Here is a 20,217-nt window from a genome sequence, read left to right as displayed (position 1 = left end):
GAACGTTGGGCATAGTAAAATTAGAGGTGAACCTATGATTACAAAGTCCATTCCGAGCTTGTTTACCGTTGGTAACCTGTTTCTCGGAATCATTTCCATCATGCTTGCGTTTCATAATAATTATGATTTGGCTGCTCTCATGATTATCATCGCAATGCTGCTGGACGGTCTCGACGGCCGCGTGGCCCGGGCCTTGAACGCGCAGAGCGAATTCGGCAAAGAGCTTGATTCCTTGTCCGATGTCATTTCCTTCGGTGTGGCGCCGGCATTTATTATGTACGTTGTAGCTTTTAGCGATATGAATCCGGCCTTGGGCTGGGTAGTGACCGCCATCTTCCCGATCTGCGGGGCGCTCCGGCTTGCCCGCTTCAACGTGAAGGCAGGCATTCCCGGTTACTTCATCGGCTTGCCGATTCCGGCTGCAGGCGGTGTGGCCTGCACCTTGGCGCTGTTCCATGAAAGTATTCCGGCACCGTATCTCATCATCGCCATGCTTTTATTATCGTACTTAATGGTTAGCACCGTGAAATACCCGAATTTCAAAAAGGTCGGCATTTCCAAAAAAGCGCTCTGGTTGACGCCTTTCGTCATCGCGGCAGCCGTTGGCATCGCGGTCTGGAAGCCGGAGCAGACGCCGAAGCTTATTTTCGTGCCGCTGGTCCTGTACGCTCTGCTCGGCTTAAAAAAAAACGTTAGGATGCTGAACCGGCGTCGAGGCAAGCAGCGCGATTCGGAAGAATGGGTCCGCTCGAAGCATTCGTAACGGCATCCTGCACTTGCTATCGTTCATGATTTTATACGGAAGAAGCCCTCTCCATTGGCGGAGAGGGCTTTTTCGCATGCCTGAACACAAAAAACAGCCGCGGGTGCGGCTGCTTCTTCAAGACAAGTTAAAGATACCGAGCGTATCGCATCGGCTTGATTCCTGCTTCACCACATCGTCAAGGCTGATGTCGAGGAGGTTGCACAGAGCCGACATGTAGAACAGATGCTTGCCCAGTTCGTGTTTCACCATATCTTTGCAATTTTCGCATAAATGGCCGTGTACATGGCTTTCGAGGGACTGGCGAGCTTCCTCCACGTCCATCTCTGCCTTATAAGGCTGACGCTTGGCATGAAGCTCCAGGCATCCGCATTCGGTGATTGCCTTCGTCACGGCACGGTTAACCGAGGCGTCGGACTGGCCGTACTTGGACAGAATGTCCAACAGGCTCCGGTGTCGCAGCACAAGATCGGCTACTTGCTCTTGGAGCGCTTGCAAATTGGGAATACTCATTTCCATCCACCTCTATTCTTGATATGATGCGGCGCGCAGCCCGCATGAATCGCTCACAACACGGTTTCATGTCCATTATACGTCTCTGATTTACCAGATTTCAACTTGGGCAGGCAGGAAAATATGGAAATCAACGATTAGGAGCCGGGAGCTTGGGCCATAATTGTAAGGAAATCGATTGAAAGTGAGGAGGTGGACGCACATGTTCAAACGTTGGTTTACCGGAATGGCGGGCATTATTGGCGCCTGGGCCGGTTGGGAGCTCCATAGCTATTGGTACGCCCAGACCATGGGCTTCACGGGATTGGCGAATCCGGGACTATCTGCCGGCCGGCTCGCATGGGCGTTAGGCGGGGCATTTTGCTTATTCGTACTCAGTCGTGCACTTTATATGCCGTTGGCAAAAAGCTGGAATGGATGGCGGGAGCGCATCGCGCTCGTGTCGACAGGAACCTTGGTTACCGGAACGGCAGGCGCCTTCGCCGGAATCTGCTTCGCCGCGCTGCTGACGCCGCTGCTGCGTGAATTCGGAAGCGCCGGGCTGATGCTGTCGGCTGTTCTGCTGGTGCTGTTCGCCAGCGCGGGCTTGCAGATCGCGCTGATGAAGCAGCAGGATATGGCGGAATGGATCGCCGCCCTGCCATGGCTGAGCGAGCCGGAGGCGGAGGAAGAGGAGGTGCGCTTCGAAGAGCATAAAATATTGGACACGAGCGTCATTATCGATGGCCGCATCGCCGACATCTGCAAGACGGGATTCATTGAAGGGACGATCGTCATCCCGGAGTTCGTGCTGGAGGAGCTGCAGCATATCGCCGATTCGTCGGACCTGCTGAAGCGGAACCGCGGCCGGAGAGGCTTGGATATTTTGAATAAGATCCAGAAAGAACTGGAAGTGAAGGTGCTGATCTACGAAGGGGACTTCGAGGAAATCTCCGAGGTGGACAGCAAGCTGGTGAAGCTGGCCAAAGTGTTGAAAGGCAAAGTGGTCACGAACGACTTCAACCTGAACAAAGTATGCGAGCTGCAGGGCGTGTCGGTCCTGAACATCAACGACCTGGCCAATGCGGTCAAGCCGGTTGTTCTGCCGGGCGAAGAAATCGTCGTCCAGGTCATCAAGGACGGCAAGGAGCACGGCCAAGGCGTCGCTTACCTGGATGACGGCACCATGATCGTCGTCGAAGGCGGGCGCGAGTATATCGGCATGACGATGGAGGTGCTCGTGACGAGCGTGCTGCAGACGTCGGCCGGACGCATGATTTTTGCCAAGCCGAAACTGTTGGAAAAAGCCCAATAAACAGGTATGATGGGAAGAGCACCATCATGGAGGTTGACAGGGATGGAACAGGGCTTTGGAGTGGTTATCGTGGCGGCCGGCAGAGGATCGCGCATGGGCGCCGCGGAGAGCAAGCAATATTTGCCGCTGCTGGACAAGCCGGTCATTATACATACGCTGGAGCGGTTCCAGATGATGCCGGCATGCGAAGCTATCGTCTGGGTCGTCTCCGCGGAGGATACGGCCCGCTGCGCCGCTTGGCAGGAGGAGTACGGCTTGGACAAGGTCCGGGCCATCGTCGCCGGCGGCGCGGAGCGGCAGCATTCCGTATACGCCGGGCTTCAGGCGGTCCGGGCCCAAGGGCTGGACTATGTGCTGATTCACGATGGCGTGCGGCCGTTCGTGGAGACGGACAGTGCAGAAGCATGCTACCGGGCTGCCAGAGAGCATGGGGCGGCCGTACTCGCCGTGCCGGTGAAAGATACGATTAAGCAGGTGAACGGAGGCGTCATTACGGCGACGCCGGACCGACGCAGCTTGTGGGCGATTCAGACCCCACAGGCTTTTCGTCTTGCCGACGTGATGGCGGCGCATGAACAGGCCGCTGCGGACGGATTCATCGGCACCGACGATGCGATGCTGGTGGAGCGGGCCGGGATGCAGGTCCGCATCGTGGAAGGGGAATACACGAATGTGAAGCTGACGACGCCCGACGATCTGGAATGGGCGTCCTGGTGGCTCGCCCGCCGTGCGGGGCGGCCAGGAGAACAGCGGTAACAACGGATGGATGGAACGACGAAGGGAGAGGCAGAACATGATACGAGTGGGACAAGGCTTCGACGTCCACCAATTGGTGGAAGGCCGTCCTTGCATTATCGGAGGCGTGCATATTCCGTATGACAAAGGGCTGCTGGGGCACTCCGATGCGGACGTGCTGCTGCATACGGTCAGCGACGCGGTGCTCGGGGCGCTCGGGCTGGGCGATATCGGCAAGCACTTCCCGGATACGGACGAAGCATATAAGGACGCGGACAGCAGCGTCCTGATGGAGAAGGTGTGGGCGCTGGCCAAGGAGCGGGGCTACCGGCTCGGCAACCTCGACTGCACGATTATCGCGCAGAAGCCGAAGATGCTGCCGTATGTGCCGGAGATGGCCGCCAATCTGGCCCGTCTTCTGGAAGCGGACGTGTCGCAGATCAACGTCAAGGCGACGACAACCGAGCAGCTCGGCTTCACGGGACGGGGAGAAGGCATCGCGGCGCAAGCGGTTGTGTGCTTATTTCACGTTTCGCAGTGATATGGTATCATTATTGGATAGATCAAGACTAGGCAATGTGTCCGGAGGGGAATCCTAATGAGCAACGACATTCGTGTCCGGTATGCGCCAAGTCCGACAGGACATCTGCATATCGGCAATGCGCGCACGGCATTATTCAACTATTTATTCGCACGCCATCACGGCGGCGACTTTATCGTCCGCATCGAGGATACGGACGTGAAGCGCAATGTGGAAGGCGGCGAAGAGAATCAGTTCAAGTATATGAAATGGCTCGGCATGGATTGGGACGAGAGCGTCGATGTCGGCGGCGAATACGGGCCGTACCGTCAGACTGAGCGTCTCGATATTTATAACAAGCATGTGGACGATTTGCTGGAGCGCGGCCTCGCTTATCGCTGCTACTGTACGGAGCAGGAGCTGGAGGCGGAGCGGGAAGCGCAGATGGCGCGAGGGGAGACGCCGAAGTACGCCGGCACCTGCCGCCATCTGACGGCAGAGGACCGGGCGCGTCTGGAAGCGGAAGGCCGCCAGCCGAGCATCCGCTTCGCGGTGCCGGAGCAGCGCTCCTATACGTTCCACGATCTCGTCAAGGGCGAGATTACGTTCGAGTCCGAGACGACCGGCGACTGGGTCATCGTGAAGAAGGACGGCATCCCGACCTACAACTTCGCGGTCGTGCTGGATGATTATTTGATGCGCATCTCGCATGTGCTGCGCGGCGAAGATCATATCACCAATACGCTGCGCCAATTGATGATCTACGAAGCGTTCGGCTGGGAAGCGCCGGTATTCGGGCATATGACGCTCATTGTGAACGAGAACCGCAAGAAGCTGAGCAAGCGGGACGAGTCGATCATCCAGTTCATGGAGCAGTACGAGCACCTTGGCTATTTGCCGGAAGCGATGCTGAACTTCATCGCGCTGCTTGGCTGGTCTCCGGAAGGGGAAGAGGAGATTTTCTCTCGCGAGGAACTAATTCGGATCTTCGATGCGAACCGGCTGTCGAAGAGTCCGGCCGTATTCGACACGAACAAATTGGCTCACTTGAATAACGTATACATGAAGCAGGCGGATCCGGAGCGGATTGCGGCGCTCGCCATCCCGCATTTGCAGAAGGCGGGGCTCTTGCCGGAGACGCTGAGCGAAGAGCAGCATGCTTGGGCGAAGGCGCTCGTGAAGCTGTATCAAGAGCAGATGACCTGCGCGTCGGACATCGTTGAGCTGTCGGAGATGTTCTTCCGCGATGAGCTGGCGATAGAGGAAGAGGCGAAGGCCATCCTCGAGGAGCCGCAGGTTCCGGCGGTGCTGCAGGCGCTGCACGCCAAGCTCGAAGCAGCGGAGGCGTGGGACGCCGACACGGTCAAGGCGGCGCTGAAGGAAGTGCAGAAGGAGACCGGCGCCAAGGGCAAAGGGCTGTTCATGCCGGTCCGTGTCGCCGTATCCGGCCAGATGCACGGACGGGATCTGAACGAGACGATCGTGCTCCTCGGCAAAGAGACCGTACTGAACCGTCTCCGCCAAGGCGCGTAGGCGGTCCGGCAGCGGCAGGACCCGCGGTCTGTCAGCGCCTAGACGTGTAGCTGCGGAACCGACACTGCGCAGATGCGGGGCCGCTTTGGCCAGGGACATAACTGCGGGCGGTCCCGGGTAAGGGAATAACTGTTGGCCGTCTCCGCCAAGGGGCATAGCTCCGGGCCAGTCTTGGCCAAGGTGGCATTTCGCCCAAGAGGCATAACGGCGGGCCGCCTCCGCCAAGGTGGCATAACGGTCGGCTCCCTCTAAGGGGCCAACTTCTTATTGTCAGCCGGCGGACCGATCCGATATACTGATAAGCATCAGGATAGACGGGATTATGAACTAAGATTGACGATAGCAATTCGAATCATCCAACAGAGGCGTTGAACGGGAGAGCGTCAGCGATACCGAACCGCACAGAGAGAACGACCGGGCAGGCCTCGGCAGACAAGACAGCCGAGGCCTGGCAAGGCTGCAAGTCGTTCCGGTTCGCGGCTGGCGCGTTGCGCCCGGAAGCTCCGTCCTTGAGCGTGCATCGGCACGGGTAGGGGACGGCGGGTTGTCCGCGTTACGGGACAGTGAAGATGGATAGCGATATCCGTTCGCGCAGCCGGATCCTGGTAAGGGGGCTGCCGGGCGCTTCATCGCTGTCTATGCAGAGTGGAACCGCGCCTTGCGCCTCTGCAGCCGATACGGGCTGCGGAGGCGTTTTTTGTATGAGGGGCTCGAAGGGGCCCGGGGGCCTGTTCTTGGTCTGTAGTCCGGGAGCTTGTTCTTGGACTGCCGTCAATCCTGCAAAAACGCAGCAATTTCTCGTCCCGGAGCGAGAATTAGCGTGAAATGCTGCAAAAGTGCAGTATTTTTCCGGGATTTAGGCGGAACTGGCAAGAACAGCGAGAATTCCTGTATATTTGCAGGATTCATTAGGCCGTTCACCGGTGTTTGTGAAAATCATGTAATTTTACAGTATTTTGGAGCACACATTTGGAGTAAATGTTTGCATACACGATTGAGGTACATGTATGCAGTACACGATTGAAGACGCGATTGAAGTACACGATTGGAGTCAACGTTTGAAGGCCGCGTTTGGAGTACACGTATGCGAGAATCCTGAAAATCGTGTTCTCCGGCCACCGCATTTATGAACGAATCAAGCCGACTGAGAAGAGGGGGACGGGTCATGCGACGCATTTACCGAAGAATGCAATCCGACATCCGGGCCGTATTCGAGAACGACCCGGCGGCACGCAGCCGATTTGAAGTCATCTTTACGTACTCCGGCCTGCACGCGATCTGGGCGCATCTGATGGCGCACTGGTTCTATAAGCACCGTTGGTTCACGCTTGCCCGCATCATCTCCCAGGTGAGCCGCTTCATAACGGGCATCGAGATTCATCCCGGCGCCCGCATTGGAGAACGGCTGTTCATCGACCACGGCATGGGCGTCGTAATCGGCGAGACCTGCGAGATCGGGAACGATGTCGTTATCTATCAAGGGGTCACCCTCGGCGGAACCGGCAAGGAGAAAGGCAAGCGCCACCCGACGATCGGCAACAACGTCGTCATCGCCTCCGGGGCCAAGGTGCTCGGTTCGTTCAAGGTGGGCGATAATTCGAACATCGGCGCCAACTCCGTCGTCCTGCGGGAGGTGCCGGCCAACTGTACGGTCGTCGGCATCCCGGGACGGATCGTGAAGCAGGACGGCGTCCGTGTCGACCGGCTCAACCATGCTCAGCTGCCGGATCCGGTCATCGACATGCTGCGCGGGATGCAGCAGGAGATCGATGCGCTGCGCGCCGAGCTGGATCAACACAAGCAGGAGACGGCAGCCCTTCGCAGGGGCTCCGAGGAGTTTGCGCAACGTCAATAGCCCGAAGGGCACATGAACAGGGAGGTTAACTCAACATGACGCTTCAGATTTACAACACGATGACGCGCCGCAAAGAAACATTCGTGCCGATCCATCCGGATAAGGTGAACATGTATGTGTGCGGTCCGACCGTGTACGATTATATTCATATCGGAAATGCCAGGCCCCAGATCGTATTCGATGTGGTGCGGCGCTATTTGGAACAGATCGGTTATGAGGTGAACTATGTCGTGAACTTCACCGATGTGGACGATCGCCTCATCCGCAAGTCGATGGAGACGGGAGATCCCGTGCCTGTCATCGCGGAAAAGTTCATCCAGGCGTTCTACGAAGATATCGATGGCATCGGCGTGCGCCGCGCGACCCACAACCCGCGCGTGCTCGATCATGTCGAGGAAATTATCGCCTTCATCGCCAATCTGGTGGAGGAAGGCTTTGCTTATGAGTCCGGCAAGGATGTCTATTTCCGCACGAATCGCTTCGCCGAATACGGCAAGCTGTCCCATCAGAACCTGGAGGAGCTGCAGCACGGCATTCGGGTCGAGGTCGACGAGCGGAAGGAGAATCCGGAAGATTTCGTGCTCTGGAAGGCGGCGAAGCCGGGGGAAATCTCGTGGCCGAGCCCGTGGGGCGAAGGACGTCCGGGCTGGCATATCGAATGCTCCGCCATGGCGCGCAAATTTTTGGGAGACACGCTGGACATTCACGGCGGAGGCCAGGATTTGCAGTTCCCGCATCACGAATGCGAAGTGGCGCAATCCGAATCGCTGACCGGCAAGCCGCTCGCGAATATTTGGATGCATAACGGGTACATTCATATCAACAACGAAAAAATGTCGAAATCGCTCGGCAACGGCGTGATCGTCAAGGAACTCCGCGCGCGCTACAAGATGGAGGCGATTCGCTATTTCATCCTCGCCACCCATTACCGCAATCCGCTGAATTTCAGCGAGGAAGCGATGATGCAGGCCGAGAAGAGCGCAGGCCGCATCGTCAATGCGGTCCAGAATCTCCGCCATCTGCTCAAGTCGGCGGAGGACGCGGCGGAGCGGGAGCCGGACGAAGCCTTGCAGCAGAAGCTGGCCGACATCCTCGATACGTTCGATGCGAAGATGCAGGACGATTTCAATACGGCCGATGCGATTACGGCCGTGTTCGATTGGGTTAACTTGGTGAACAGCACGATGCAGCAGGGAAGCCAGGACGATCGGCAGACGGCGAATCTGCAAGCGCTGCTCGATGCGATCGAGGCGATGAACAATGTGCTTGGGCTCGTCCCGGAGCAGGAGGAAGAGGACCTGCTTGACGAGGAGATTAACCGCCTGATTCAAGAGCGCACGGACGCGCGCAAGGCGAAGAACTGGGCGCGTGCCGATGAGATTCGCGATATGCTGACCGCCCAGGGCATTATCCTGGAAGATACGCCGCAAGGCATCCGTTGGCGCCGCAAATGAGGGAGCCGCGGGTGCAGCCGGATGCGAAGGACGGAGCAACAGACGTGATGAATGACAATGTGAATGACAATGAGGAACAGGGAATGGACATAGAGAACCTGGACGGCGCCGAGGCGGGGGGAACGTGGCTGTTCCCTTACCCGCCGGCGAAGGAGCCGAAGCTGCTGCCGCCGATCGTGCTGGCGTATATGGGCGATGCAGTCTATGAGATGGCGATTCGGCAGTATCTCATCTCGCTGCCGAACCATCGCCCGCATGTGCTGCACCGGCAGGCGACACGCTACGTGTCGGCCAAGTCGCAGGCGCGGGCGCTTGGGCGCCTGACGCCGCTGCTGACGCCGGAGGAGGCGGACATCGTCCGCCAGGGGCGCAATGCCAAGTCTGCGGTGCCGAAGAGCGCCAATGTGAATGAGTACCGTCAGGCGACGGCGCTGGAGGCGCTGTTCGGCTACTTGTACTTCAGCGGCCGGGGCGACCGCATCCGGCAGCTGGCCGAGATGGTCGTGCAGGCCCCGGAAGAGGAGGAGCCGCCGGCACAGACGGATGCGCCGGGGAAGCCGGAAGCAGCGAAGCCGGCTGAGCGGCCGGAGAAGCGGGATTGACGGATCCGGGCGAGGGCATTATCCGCTTAAGCCTGGACAACCCGGGCCAAGCCCGGTCAAGCCGATTGAACGGCAAGAGGAAGCAACATTACGGGAGGCAGCATAGATATGGAAGAATACATTGCCGGGAAGCACTCGGTCACCGAGGCGCTCCGCTCCGGCCGTACCATTCATAAAATATGGATTGCGGACAACGCGCAGAAGCATCTGACGCAGCCGATTATCGCGGAAGCGAAGAAGGCGGGCGTCATCGTTCAGACCGCGGACAAACGCAAGCTGGATCAGATGGCAGAGGGCGTGCAGCATCAAGGGGTCGTCGCCCAGGTAGCCGCGTACGGCTATGTGGAGGTGGACGATATTCTCGCCCGGGCGGAAGCGAAGGGGGAGACGCCGTTCCTCCTGGTCCTCGACGAGATCGAGGATCCGCATAATCTCGGATCGATTCTGCGGACGGCAGACTGCACGGGAGTGCATGGCGTCATCATTCCGAAGCGGCGTTCGGTCGGCTTGACCGCCACCGTATCCAAGACATCCGCCGGCGCAGTAGAGTATGTGCCGGTCGCGCGGGTAACGAATCTGGCGCAGACGATGGAGCAGTTGAAGGAGCGGGGCATCTGGCTCGTCGGAACGGATGTGTCCGCGACCCAGGACCTGTACGAGACCGACCTGTTCACGATGCCGCTCGCGTTGGTTATCGGGAACGAGAGCAAGGGCATGGGCCGCCTCGTCACACAGACCTGCGATGCGCTGCTGAAGCTTCCGATGGCCGGACAGATCAATTCGTTAAATGCGTCGGTCGCCGCCGGGATATTCATGTATGAGGTCGTGCGCCGGCGCCGCGGCTGAGAATGCGGCAGCAAGATTGGCGCGACGTGCTGCTGGTGGACGGCTACAATATGATCGGCGCCTGGCATGAGCTGAAGCAGCTGGCCGACCGGAGGCTCGAGGATGCGCGCGACCGCCTGCTGGACAACCTGGCGGAGTACCAGGCATATTCCGGCCGGCGCGTCATCGCCGTATTTGACGCCTACCGCGTCCCCGGTCTGGGAGCTACCTACACGCAGGGCAAGATCGAAGTCTACTTCACGAAGGAGAAGGAAACGGCGGATGAATGCATCGAGCGTCTTGTCAAGGAGCTCTCCCACCGCCGGCGCCAGATCTATGTGGCGACATCAGATATGACGGAGCAGCGCGTCGTCCTCGGCCTCGGCGCGCTGCGCATATCGGCCCGCGAGCTTCGGCTCATCGTGGAGCAATCGAGGCGGGAGGTGGAGAGCCGGATTCGCGAGCATGCCTCCCAGCCGGTGAAGCGCAATCCACTGGAAGGGAAGCTCAGCCTCGACCAACTGATGAAGCTCGAACGGATGCGCCGGGGGGAAGAAGATTAGGACATTTTGTCGAATAGCTGGAATTCCGCGCCGGATAAGGCTTTCCTTGGTTGACGGTGCGAGATAGATTCATATATACTGAATCTATCATTTGTGATGTAACGGTGAATTGCGTTGCAGGCCGGAGGGATTGCTAGTGAGTGTTGACCTCAGAGCATTGAGCACCCCCTGTCCGTACGAACGGTTGTCGGATGAACTTCTCGTCGACGCAGTTCGTGAGGGAGACAGCGAAGCGCTAGAGTATTTAATTAACAAGTACCGTAATTTCGTACGTGCCAAGGCACGCTCTTATTTTTTGATAGGAGCCGATCGCGAGGATATCGTACAAGAAGGTATGATCGGATTATATAAGTCAATCCGGGATTTCAAGGGCGATAAGTTGGCTTCATTCAAGGCGTTTGCCGAACTGTGCATCACGAGGCAGATCATTACCGCAATCAAGACGGCAACGCGCCAGAAGCACATTCCATTGAACTCCTATGTATCCTTGGACAAGCCGATCTATGATGAGGATTCGGACCGGACGCTTCTTGATATTATCGGAGGCTCCCGCGTGTCGGATCCCGAAGAGCTGATTATCAATCAGGAAGAATTCGTCGGACTGGAAGACAAGATGGCCGAGATTTTGAGCGATCTTGAGCGCAGAGTGCTAATGTTGTATTTGGATGGACGATCCTATCAGGAGATTGCCGTTGACCTGGATCGCCATGTCAAGTCGATAGACAACGCCCTCCAGCGCGTCAAGCGCAAGCTGGAGCGCTATCTGGAACTGCGGGACGGCGACGGAGAAGAGTAGAAGAAGTGTCCGTGTAATGCATAACCATGCGTGTTTGAATATCCTCTAAGAGGAGAAGGCCGGACGCTTTCTTTTTTATCCAATCTGCCCCTTCTGCTGAACGCCCCAATCGCATGTCTGTCGATTGCCTCATCGTCACAGGTTTAGATTTGCAGAGATTCCACAATAATGAATAATAGTCGATTTCGAGAGAGCGGATTTACCGGCAAGCAGCTGTTCTACGGCATAGCAAGGAAGCCCTGCGAACCCCACAGCAGCGCTATCTTTTCATTGACTTCAATTGACCCTTGTGATAAAGTGTTTTAGGTAGGCCTAAATATGCGTACGTATTACTGAGTAAGCTTTGCTTATTCAGCTTGCGGGAACGGAAGCTCCCTGTCATCGGGCAGGAGGGCGTATCCGTATTCGTTAGACTATAATTTCGACGCTTCTTATCACAATAAGGTGTCTTCAGGAGGTGTACTACATGCGGGTAATTATTACGATGGCTTGCACGAGCTGCAAACAACGCAACTACACGACGACAAAGAACAAGCGCAATCACCCAGACCGCATTGAGTTGAAGAAATTCTGCAAGTTCTGCAACGAGCATACTTCTCATCGCGAAACGAGATAAGTCTGATGGAGGTGTAGTCCGTGGCTTTCTTCGGGAAACTGAAACAACCTTTCAGTTCATTGTTTTCCTTCTTTGCCGACAGCTGGGGTGAATTAAAAAAAGTTCGCTGGCCCAATCGTAAAGAGCTGACAAGCTATACGCTGGTCGTATTGGGAACGGTTTTCTTTATGACGCTTTATTTCTGGGTCCTTGACATCGGTATTTCCGCGATCGTCGAAGCGATTATTTAATAAAGTCCCAAGGTGGCTTGGTTATGGAAAAGAGATGGTACGTTGTTCATACCTATTCCGGGTATGAGAACAAAGTGAAGGCCAATCTGGAAAAGCGCGTCGAATCCATGGGAATGGAAGACAAGATATTCCGGGTTCTTGTTCCGATGGAAGAAGAATTGGTGAACAAAGACGGCAAGAAAAAAACCGTCATGCGCAAAGTTTACCCTGGCTATGTTTTGGTTGAGATGATCCAGACGGATGAATCCTGGTATGTTGTTCGCAATACGCCGGGCGTCACTGGATTTGTCGGTTCCACAGGATCCGGCTCCAAGCCGATTCCTCTGATGCCGGAAGAGGTTGAACAGATTTTGCGGCAGATGGGAATGGAAGAGCCGAAGCCGAAGGTCGATTTCGAATTGAAGGAATCGGTACGCATTAAGGTAGGGCCTTTCGCTAACTTTGTCGGCACGGTCGAAGAGATCCTTCTCGATAAAGCGAAGTTGAAGGTCCATGTTAACATGTTTGGAAGGGAAACCCCGCTTGAACTGGATTACCATCAGGTGGAGAAGATTTAATACATCTTTGACAGGTTTTCTGATGTGAGAGGGAGCTTGCTCCGGGCTCACATATTAGCGCAAGGAGGTGTACGACAATGGCAAAAAAAGTCATCAAAGTGGTAAAATTGCAGATTCCTGCAGGGAAAGCGAATCCTGCGCCGCCGGTCGGTCCAGCACTGGGTCAAGCAGGCGTGAACATCATGGCGTTCTGTAAGGAATTCAACGCGAAGACTGCAGATCAAGCAGGCCTTATCATTCCTGTTGAAATCACAGTATTCGAGGATCGCTCTTTCACGTTCATCACGAAGACGCCTCCAGCAGCAGTGTTGCTGAAAGTGGCTTCCAAGATCGAGAAAGGTTCCGGCGAGCCGAACAAAAAGAAAGTGGCTACAGTGAAGCGCGACACCGTTCGCCAAATCGCTGAGCAAAAAATGCCAGACCTGAATGCGGCATCCGTAGAATCGGCTATGCGCATGGTTGAAGGCACAGCCCGCAGCATGGGTATCGTCATCGAAGACTAATCGGGTCTGCGTGACAGATGTGGGAGGTTCAACCGCTATTACCACAAAGGAGGAACATAATCATGGCAAAACGTGGCAAGAAGTATGAAGAAGCCGCGAAGTTGATCGATAGAGATGCAACTTACGAGCCGGCGGAAGCCATTGAATTGGTGAAAAAGTCGGCTACGGCTAAATTTGATGAAACGATTGAAGTTGCTGTGCGCCTGGGCGTTGACCCGCGCAAACAGGACCAAAACGTGCGTGGGGTAGTCGTGCTTCCTCACGGAACAGGTAAGACGAAGCGCGTTCTCGTCTTTGCAAAAGGCGAAAAAGCGAAAGAAGCGGAAGCGGCTGGCGCTGATTTTGTAGGCGATCAGGACATGATCAACAAAATCCAGCAAGGCTGGTTCGACTTCGATGTCTGCGTGGCTACACCGGACATGATGAGCGAAGTAGGTAAATTGGGCCGTATCCTCGGCGGTAAAGGCCTGATGCCTAACCCGAAAGCCGGCACGGTTACATTCGACGTTGCCAAAGCGATCCAAGAGATCAAAGCGGGTAAAATCGAGTACCGTCTGGACAGAGCAGGCCAAATTCATGCGCCTATCGGGAAAGCGTCCTTCAGTGCTGAACAGTTGAATGAGAACCTGAAAGCACTCATCGACGCGCTGAACCGTGCGAAGCCGGCAGCGGCTAAAGGCGTATACATGAAGAACATCGCGGTATCTTCCACGATGGGACCTGCCGCACGCGTGAACACAGCGAACTATCGCTAAGTTCGGCAGCATCTCGCATTCTTCGTTTAAACTATAGTTAAGGTTGACACAAGTTGGCTGACTATGGTATCCTAATGAGGTTGTGAGATTCGCGTGTGTGTTGAAAATGAATAATCGTACCATAGACAGTAGGTGCCGTAAGGCTTAATCTCCTACCGAGGTGTTCGAAATAGAAGATGCGGTGGCGCATGGGAACATGCGTGATCAAGCGCCGCTGCATTCGTGATGCCTCTGTAGATTGCTGCAGAGGCTTTTCTTATGCTCGTGTAGGCAGAACATAATAGTCCAGGATGCGGTTAGATAAGAACTTGTAGGAGGTGGATCGAGTGGCAAACGCAAAAATTATCGAAGCGAAACAGCAAGAAGTAGAAGTAATCGCAGAGAAATTGCGTGGCAGCGTAACGACGGTTGTTGCCGACTATCGCGGTTTGAACGTGACTCAAGTGACTGAACTTCGCAAGCAATTGCGCGAAGCAGGCATCGAGTTCCAAGTGTTGAAAAACACCATGGTTCGCCGTGCGACAGCGCAAGCGGAATTGTCTGAGCTGGATCAAGTGTTGTCCGGACCGACGGCTATCGCTTTCAGCCCGGAAGACGCAGTAGCTCCTGCGAAGATTTTGAACGATTTTGCGAAGAAGAATGACGCTCTTGAGATCAAAGGTGGCGTGGTCGAAGGCCGCGTTGTCGATGTAGCTCAAATCAAAGCACTGGCCGAGCTTCCTTCCCGCGAAGGCTTGCTGTCCATGTTGCTCAGCGTGCTCCAAGCGCCTGTGCGCAACTTCGCACTCGCCGTCAAGGCGGTCGCAGAGAAGCAAGAAGCAGAAGCGTAAGAGACTCCGTGCCCATGCGGGGACGTGAACATTTTCTACTATAACTTACTATGAATATGGAGGTTTAACCATGAGCAAAGAGCAAATCTTGGAAGCCATCAAAGGCATGTCCGTATTGGAACTGAACGACCTGGTTAAAGCAATCGAAGAAGAATTCGGCGTAACAGCTGCAGCTCCTGTAGCAGTTATGGCTGGCGGCGCTGGCGATGCTGGTGCAGCTGAGCAAACAGAATTCGACGTAATCCTGACGAACCCAGGCGCTGGCAAAATCAACGTCATCAAAGTCGTTCGCGAAATCACAGGTCTCGGCCTGAAAGAAGCGAAAGATCTCGTAGACAACGCACCAAAACCATTGAAAGAAAAAGTAAGCAAAGACGAAGCAGAAGCAGTAAAAGCGAAGCTCGAAGAAGCTGGCGCAACTGTAGAACTGAAATAGTATTTGCTTGCTGAAGTGCGGAACCCCTTGAAGAACATTCAAGGGGTTCGTTGTCTAGGATACGACGTCACGACGCGCCTGTCCTTGCCGTATCATTCGGATGGAGGACAGAGAACGGGGTTGAAGCATCACAGAGGCTAGCGCATCTTAGCCAATGAACAGCAGCACTTTGAACGCAGAGGAAGGAGGGTTGAAGTTGACGGGACATTATTACAGTCACCGGCCGGATACGCCGCATGATCGGCAATACTGGAAGGCGGAGCTGCGCGGGCATACACTGCAATTCGTGTCGGATGCCGGCGTGTTCTCGAAGGGCGGAGTTGACTTCGGAAGCCGCGTGCTGATTGAGAATATGGACATTCCGGACGGCGCGCAGGTGCTGGATGTCGGCTGCGGTTACGGTCCGATCGGGCTGGCGGCGGCCAAGCTCGCTACGCAAGGACATGTAACGATGGTGGATGTGAATGAACGGGCGTTGGAACTGGCTCAGGAAAATGCGGAGCGCAACGGCATATCCAATGTGACGGTGCGGAAGAGCGACGGATTGGACGGCATCGGCTCGTCAACCTTCGACGTCATTTTGACGAACCCGCCGATACGTGCCGGCAAAGAAGTCGTGCACCGGATTTTTGAACAATCACATGCTCATTTGAATGATAGAGGAGCGTTGTGGATCGTCATTCAGAAGAAGCAGGGGGCGCCTTCTGCAGAAGCCAAGCTTCGGGAGCTGTTCGGCGAGGAGCGAGTGGAGTTGGTAGCCAAAGAGAAGGGGTACCGCATCTATCGGGCTGTCAAAGAATAGTTTAAATTCGAAGTTGACTCGACATGCCCATTATGGTATTATTATAAAATGTCAGTATTAGGATGGCCTTCATGTCTTTACATGACCAAAATGTCAAGCTTTTTTTTGAAAAGACGAATACATTTTCGTGAAATGAAGTATAATGTTTACATTTTGGGCAAGTCTATCGGATATGAAGGATGTTCTACAACAGGAAACGACGGCACGGAGAAACGGCGTCCATCGGAAAAGGCGTTTTATCGTGAGCGTACGTTTTTCTTTTTGTTTGATAAACCCATTTTCTCGTTTTCAGAGTCTCTTTCGTGGACTTTATTATAAAGGATACCGAAAAGGATTCGCAATCCAATTTTTGTGAGTAGACATGAGGGGTGAGTTAAAGTTGGCAGGACATCTTGTTCAGTATGGTCGACGCACTCGGCGCAGCTACGCGCGCATCAAAGAGGTACTCGAAGTCCCGAACTTGATTGAAATCCAACAGAAATCGTACGAATGGTTTTTGGACGAAGGATTGCGTGAGATGTTCCAAGACATTTCGCCGATTCAGGATTTCACGGGTAACTTGGTTCTGGAGTTTATCGATTACAGCTTGGGCGAGCCTAAGTATTCGGTCGATGAATCGAAGGAACGCGATGTAACGTATGCAGCACCGCTCCGGGTCAAAGTGCGTCTCCTCAATAAAGAGACCGGAGAAGTCAAAGAGCAAGAAGTGTTTATGGGTGATTTCCCGCTCATGACGGAGACAGGCACGTTCATCATCAATGGTGCGGAACGTGTTATTGTCAGCCAGTTGGTTCGCTCCCCAAGTGTCTATTTCAGTACGAAAGTCGACAAGAACGGGAAGAAGACATATACGGCAACCGTCATCCCGAACCGTGGAGCATGGCTTGAGCTGGAGACGGACGCCAAGGATATCATTTATGTCCGGATTGACCGTACGCGCAAGATTCCGGTCACCGTCCTTCTTCGCGCCTTGGGCTTCGGTACGGATGAGCAGATTCTGGAGCTGCTTGGCCAGGACGAATATATCCGGAACACCCTGGATAAAGACAATACCGATTCTACGGAAAAAGCGCTGATTGAAATCTATGAGCGCCTGCGTCCAGGTGAACCGCCGACATTGGATAATGCGAGAAGCTTGCTCATCGCACGTTTCTTCGATCCTAAACGTTATGATCTGGCCAACGTGGGCCGTTACAAGATTAATAAAAAGCTTCATATCAAGAACCGGCTCTTCAACCAGCGCCTCGCCGAGACGCTTATCGATGTGGAGACGGGCGAGATCGTGGCCGAAGCCGGACAGATGATCGATCGCCGTCTGCTGGATGAGATTATGCCGCGCCTGGAGAGCGGAGTCGGATTCAAGACGTATCACGTCGCAGGCGGAGTAATGGAGTCGGATGATATTCCGATGCAGGTCGTCGACGTATTCTCGCCGCATGAGGAAGGCAAAGTCATCAAGGTCATTTCCAACGGCAACATCGACAAATCGGTGAAGAACATTACGCCGGCCGATATCATCTCCTCGATCAACTATTTTATCAACCTGCTGCACGGCATCGGCAGCACGGATGATATCGACCATCTGGGCAACCGCCGTCTCCGTTCGGTCGGCGAATTGCTGCAGAACCAGTTCCGCATCGGTCTGTCCCGGATGGAACGCGTCGTGCGTGAACGGATGTCCATTCAGGATGCGAGCGTCATTACGCCGCAAGCGCTGATTAACATCCGTCCGGTCATCGCCTCGATCAAGGAGTTCTTCGGCAGCTCGCAGCTGTCCCAGTTCATGGACCAGACGAACCCGCTGGCGGAATTGACGCACAAGCGCCGTCTGTCCGCGCTCGGTCCGGGCGGTCTGACGCGGGAACGCGCCGGCTTCGAAGTCCGCGACGTTCACCACTCGCACTATGGGCGGATGTGTCCGATCGAGACGCCGGAAGGTCCGAACATCGGTCTGATCAACTCCTTGTCCACCTTCGCTCGCGTCAACGAGTACGGCTTCATCGAAGCTCCGTATCGTTGGGTCGACCCGAAGAACGGCAAGGTCACGGAACAGATTGATTATATGACGGCGGATGAGGAAGACAACTACGTCATCGCCCAGGCGAACGCGCTGTTGAATGAAGACGGCTCGTTCCAGGACGATATGGTTATTGTCCGCTACAACAAGCAGTCCGACAATATTTTGACGATGCCGAGCGAGCGCGTTGACTATATGGACGTCTCGCCGAAGCAGGTCGTGTCGGTTGCGACCGCGCTCATTCCGTTCCTGGAGAACGACGACTCCAACCGTGCGCTCATGGGTTCCAACATGCAGCGGCAAGCGGTGCCTCTGCTGGTGCCGGAAGCGCCGTTCGTCGGAACCGGAATGGAGCACAAGTCCGCGAAGGACTCTGGCGTCTGCATCGTATCCAAAGTGGACGGCATCGTGGAGCGCGTTACGGCGAACGAGGTTCAAGTCCGCCGCATTGAAATGATTGACGGCAAAGAGGTCAAGGGTGACCTCGTCAAATATAAATTGCAGAAGTTCATGCGTTCCAACCAAGGAACCTGCATTAACCAGCGTCCGCTGGCGAAGAAAGGCGATATCGTCAAGAAGGGCGATATTTTGGCGGACGGTCCGTCCACGGAAGTGGGCGAACTGGCGCTGGGCCGCAACGTCGTCGTTGCCTTCATGACTTGGGAAGGGTACAACTACGAGGATGCGATTCTGCTGTCCGAGAAATTGGTCAAAGAAGACGTCTACACCTCAATCCATATCGAGGAGTACGAGTCGGAAGCCCGCGACACGAAGCTGGGGCCGGAAGAGATTACGCGCGATATCCCGAACGTCGGGGAAGAAGCGCTGAAGAATCTTGACGAGCGCGGCATTATCCGTGTCGGCGCCGAGATTAAGGCTGGCGACATCCTCGTCGGCAAAGTAACGCCAAAAGGGGTTACCGAGCTGACGGCGGAAGAGCGTCTCCTGCACGCGATCTTCGGCGAAAAAGCGCGCGAGGTGCGCGACACGTCCCTGCGCGTTCCGCACGGAACCGACGGGATTGTCGTCGACGTCAAGGTGTTCACGCGGGAGAACGGCGATGAGCTGCCTCCAGGCGTCAACCAACTGGTACGTGCTTATATTGCCCAAAAGCGGAAAATATCCGAAGGGGATAAAATGGCGGGACGCCACGGTAACAAAGGGGTCATCGCCCGCATTCTGCCGGAAGAGGATATGCCGTTCCTGCCGGATGGCACGCCGGTTCAAGTCGTATTGAACCCGCTCGGCGTTCCTTCCCGGATGAACATCGGCCAGGTGCTCGAGGTTCACTTGGGCATGGCCGCCCGTTACCTCGGCATGCATATGGCTACGCCGGTCTTCGACGGCGCGACCGAGTACGACGTATTCGACACGATGGAAGAAGCCGGCATGCAGCGCAACGGCAAGACCATCCTGTACGATGGCCGCACAGGCGAGCCGTTCGAGCGTGAAGTTACGGTCGGCGTCATGTACATGATTAAGCTCGCGCACATGGTTGACGACAAGATTCACGCCCGTTCCACAGGTCCATACTCGCTCGTTACGCAGCAGCCGCTCGGCGGTAAAGCCCAGTTCGGCGGCCAGCGCTTCGGGGAGATGGAGGTGTGGGCGCTTGAAGCTTACGGCGCCGCCTATACGCTGCAAGAGATCCTTACCGTCAAATCCGACGACGTTGTCGGCCGGGTGAAGACATATGAATCGATTGTCAAGGGCGAGAATGTGCCGGAGCCAGGTGTTCCAGAGTCCTTCAAGGTCTTGATCAAAGAGCTGCAAAGCTTAGGTATGGATGTCAAGATTTTGACGGAGAACGAGGAAGAAATCGAAATGCGTGAATTCGACGATGACGATGATATTCCGCAAGACAAGCTGAACCTTGGCATGGATGACGAATACGTGGCGGAATAAGCCGCAACTGCATCAGGACACGTTGGTATCGACGGTGGCCGGAAGCCGGGCTGAATACAGCGGCTGCTGGCCACCGTCAGCCCCTATAGATTGGAACACAGACTGCCGCTCCT

General features: G+C 55.4%; 22 protein-coding genes and 1 other annotated feature. Of the genes, 21 read left to right on the top strand and 1 reads right to left on the bottom strand.

Annotated features, from left to right (window positions below):
• Window positions 1-34 precede the first annotated feature (34 nt).
• Window positions 35-763 (top strand): CDP-diacylglycerol--serine O-phosphatidyltransferase, encoded by a 729-nt coding sequence (pssA, locus tag NNL35_RS30085; RefSeq protein WP_006676463.1) that lies wholly within the window; start codon window positions 35-37, stop codon window positions 761-763.
• A 117-nt stretch (window positions 764-880) separates the two neighbouring features.
• Here pssA and NNL35_RS30080 read toward each other — a convergent pair whose 3' ends face one another.
• Window positions 881-1,276: a nucleoside triphosphate pyrophosphohydrolase family protein gene (locus NNL35_RS30080; RefSeq protein WP_006676464.1), complete on the bottom strand. Its 396-nt coding sequence runs from the start codon at window positions 1,274-1,276 to the stop codon at window positions 881-883.
• Between the two features lie 202 nt (window positions 1,277-1,478).
• On the opposite strand from NNL35_RS30080, the gene NNL35_RS30075 reads away from it, so the two are divergent.
• The 20 genes from NNL35_RS30075 to rpoB all read left to right on the top strand — a co-directional run bounded on the left by NNL35_RS30075 (window position 1,479) and on the right by rpoB (window position 20,104).
• Window positions 1,479-2,570, top strand: coding sequence for a PIN/TRAM domain-containing protein (locus NNL35_RS30075; protein WP_006676465.1), 1,092 nt, complete (start codon window positions 1,479-1,481; stop codon window positions 2,568-2,570).
• 42 nt (window positions 2,571-2,612) lie between these two features.
• The gene (gene ispD, locus NNL35_RS30070) at window positions 2,613-3,326 is read left to right on the top strand and encodes a 2-C-methyl-D-erythritol 4-phosphate cytidylyltransferase (protein ID WP_006676466.1); all 714 of its coding nucleotides are present in this window, start codon (window positions 2,613-2,615) and stop codon (window positions 3,324-3,326) included.
• A 37-nt stretch (window positions 3,327-3,363) separates the two neighbouring features.
• Window positions 3,364-3,846 carry a 2-C-methyl-D-erythritol 2,4-cyclodiphosphate synthase gene (gene ispF / locus NNL35_RS30065; protein ID WP_006676467.1) on the top strand — a complete coding sequence of 161 codons (483 nt, stop codon included), beginning with the start codon at window positions 3,364-3,366 and terminating at the stop codon, window positions 3,844-3,846.
• A gap of 57 nt (window positions 3,847-3,903) precedes the next feature.
• The gene (gene gltX / locus NNL35_RS30060; RefSeq protein ID WP_006676468.1) at window positions 3,904-5,358 is read left to right on the top strand and encodes a glutamate--tRNA ligase; all 1,455 of its coding nucleotides are present in this window, start codon (window positions 3,904-3,906) and stop codon (window positions 5,356-5,358) included.
• Window positions 5,359-5,726: 368 nt separating this feature from the next.
• A complete protein-coding gene (locus NNL35_RS30055; RefSeq protein WP_158000442.1) occupies window positions 5,727-5,891 on the top strand; it encodes a hypothetical protein in 165 nt (54 codons plus the stop codon).
• Window positions 5,892-6,523: 632 nt separating this feature from the next.
• Window positions 6,524-7,213, top strand: coding sequence for a serine O-acetyltransferase (gene cysE / locus NNL35_RS30050; RefSeq protein WP_006676469.1), 690 nt, complete (start codon window positions 6,524-6,526; stop codon window positions 7,211-7,213).
• Window positions 7,214-7,248: 35 nt separating this feature from the next.
• Window positions 7,249-8,667: a cysteine--tRNA ligase gene (cysS, locus tag NNL35_RS30045; RefSeq protein ID WP_006676470.1), complete on the top strand. Its 1,419-nt coding sequence runs from the start codon at window positions 7,249-7,251 to the stop codon at window positions 8,665-8,667.
• Window positions 8,668-8,678: 11 nt separating this feature from the next.
• The gene (locus tag NNL35_RS30040; protein WP_006676471.1) at window positions 8,679-9,269 is read left to right on the top strand and encodes a Mini-ribonuclease 3; all 591 of its coding nucleotides are present in this window, start codon (window positions 8,679-8,681) and stop codon (window positions 9,267-9,269) included.
• A 108-nt stretch (window positions 9,270-9,377) separates the two neighbouring features.
• Complete coding sequence (gene rlmB / locus NNL35_RS30035; protein ID WP_006676472.1) at window positions 9,378-10,115, top strand: 23S rRNA (guanosine(2251)-2'-O)-methyltransferase RlmB; 738 nt, start codon at window positions 9,378-9,380, stop codon at window positions 10,113-10,115.
• Window positions 10,116-10,117: 2 nt separating this feature from the next.
• Window positions 10,118-10,657: an NYN domain-containing protein gene (locus tag NNL35_RS30030; protein ID WP_006676473.1), complete on the top strand. Its 540-nt coding sequence runs from the start codon at window positions 10,118-10,120 to the stop codon at window positions 10,655-10,657.
• Window positions 10,658-10,793: 136 nt separating this feature from the next.
• Window positions 10,794-11,453: an RNA polymerase sporulation sigma factor SigH gene (sigH, locus tag NNL35_RS30025; protein ID WP_040730925.1), complete on the top strand. Its 660-nt coding sequence runs from the start codon at window positions 10,794-10,796 to the stop codon at window positions 11,451-11,453.
• 466 nt (window positions 11,454-11,919) lie between these two features.
• Complete coding sequence (gene rpmG / locus NNL35_RS30020; protein WP_006676475.1) at window positions 11,920-12,069, top strand: 50S ribosomal protein L33; 150 nt, start codon at window positions 11,920-11,922, stop codon at window positions 12,067-12,069.
• Between the two features lie 38 nt (window positions 12,070-12,107).
• Window positions 12,108-12,299 (top strand): preprotein translocase subunit SecE, encoded by a 192-nt coding sequence (gene secE / locus NNL35_RS30015; RefSeq protein ID WP_040730953.1) that lies wholly within the window; start codon window positions 12,108-12,110, stop codon window positions 12,297-12,299.
• Window positions 12,300-12,322: 23 nt separating this feature from the next.
• A complete protein-coding gene (gene nusG, locus NNL35_RS30010; protein ID WP_006284329.1) occupies window positions 12,323-12,856 on the top strand; it encodes a transcription termination/antitermination protein NusG in 534 nt (177 codons plus the stop codon).
• 77 nt (window positions 12,857-12,933) lie between these two features.
• Window positions 12,934-13,359, top strand: a complete 426-nt coding sequence (gene rplK / locus NNL35_RS30005; RefSeq protein ID WP_006676477.1) for a 50S ribosomal protein L11 — start codon at window positions 12,934-12,936, stop codon at window positions 13,357-13,359.
• 62 nt (window positions 13,360-13,421) lie between these two features.
• Window positions 13,422-14,114, top strand: coding sequence for a 50S ribosomal protein L1 (gene rplA, locus NNL35_RS30000; protein ID WP_006676478.1), 693 nt, complete (start codon window positions 13,422-13,424; stop codon window positions 14,112-14,114).
• Between the two features lie 101 nt (window positions 14,115-14,215).
• Window positions 14,216-14,380, top strand: a sequence feature (ribosomal protein L10 leader region).
• Between the two features lie 60 nt (window positions 14,381-14,440).
• Window positions 14,441-14,944, top strand: a complete 504-nt coding sequence (rplJ, locus tag NNL35_RS29995; protein WP_006676479.1) for a 50S ribosomal protein L10 — start codon at window positions 14,441-14,443, stop codon at window positions 14,942-14,944.
• Between the two features lie 70 nt (window positions 14,945-15,014).
• Entirely contained in the window at window positions 15,015-15,380 is a 366-nt protein-coding gene (gene rplL / locus NNL35_RS29990; protein WP_006676480.1) for a 50S ribosomal protein L7/L12, read from the top strand.
• A 196-nt stretch (window positions 15,381-15,576) separates the two neighbouring features.
• On the top strand, window positions 15,577-16,182 hold the full coding sequence (locus tag NNL35_RS29985; RefSeq protein WP_006676481.1) for a class I SAM-dependent methyltransferase: 606 nt from the start codon (window positions 15,577-15,579) through the stop codon (window positions 16,180-16,182).
• Window positions 16,183-16,561: 379 nt separating this feature from the next.
• Window positions 16,562-20,104, top strand: coding sequence for a DNA-directed RNA polymerase subunit beta (gene rpoB, locus NNL35_RS29980; RefSeq protein ID WP_006676482.1), 3,543 nt, complete (start codon window positions 16,562-16,564; stop codon window positions 20,102-20,104).
• The last annotated feature ends 113 nt before the right edge of the window (window positions 20,105-20,217 follow it).

Origin of the sequence: Paenibacillus dendritiformis, from assembly GCF_945605565.1 — a bacterium.
Classification (GTDB): domain Bacteria; phylum Bacillota; class Bacilli; order Paenibacillales; family Paenibacillaceae; genus Paenibacillus_B; species Paenibacillus_B dendritiformis_A.
Note: the sequence above shows the minus strand (reverse complement) of the source record. Positions and strands in the feature narration are given on the sequence as shown.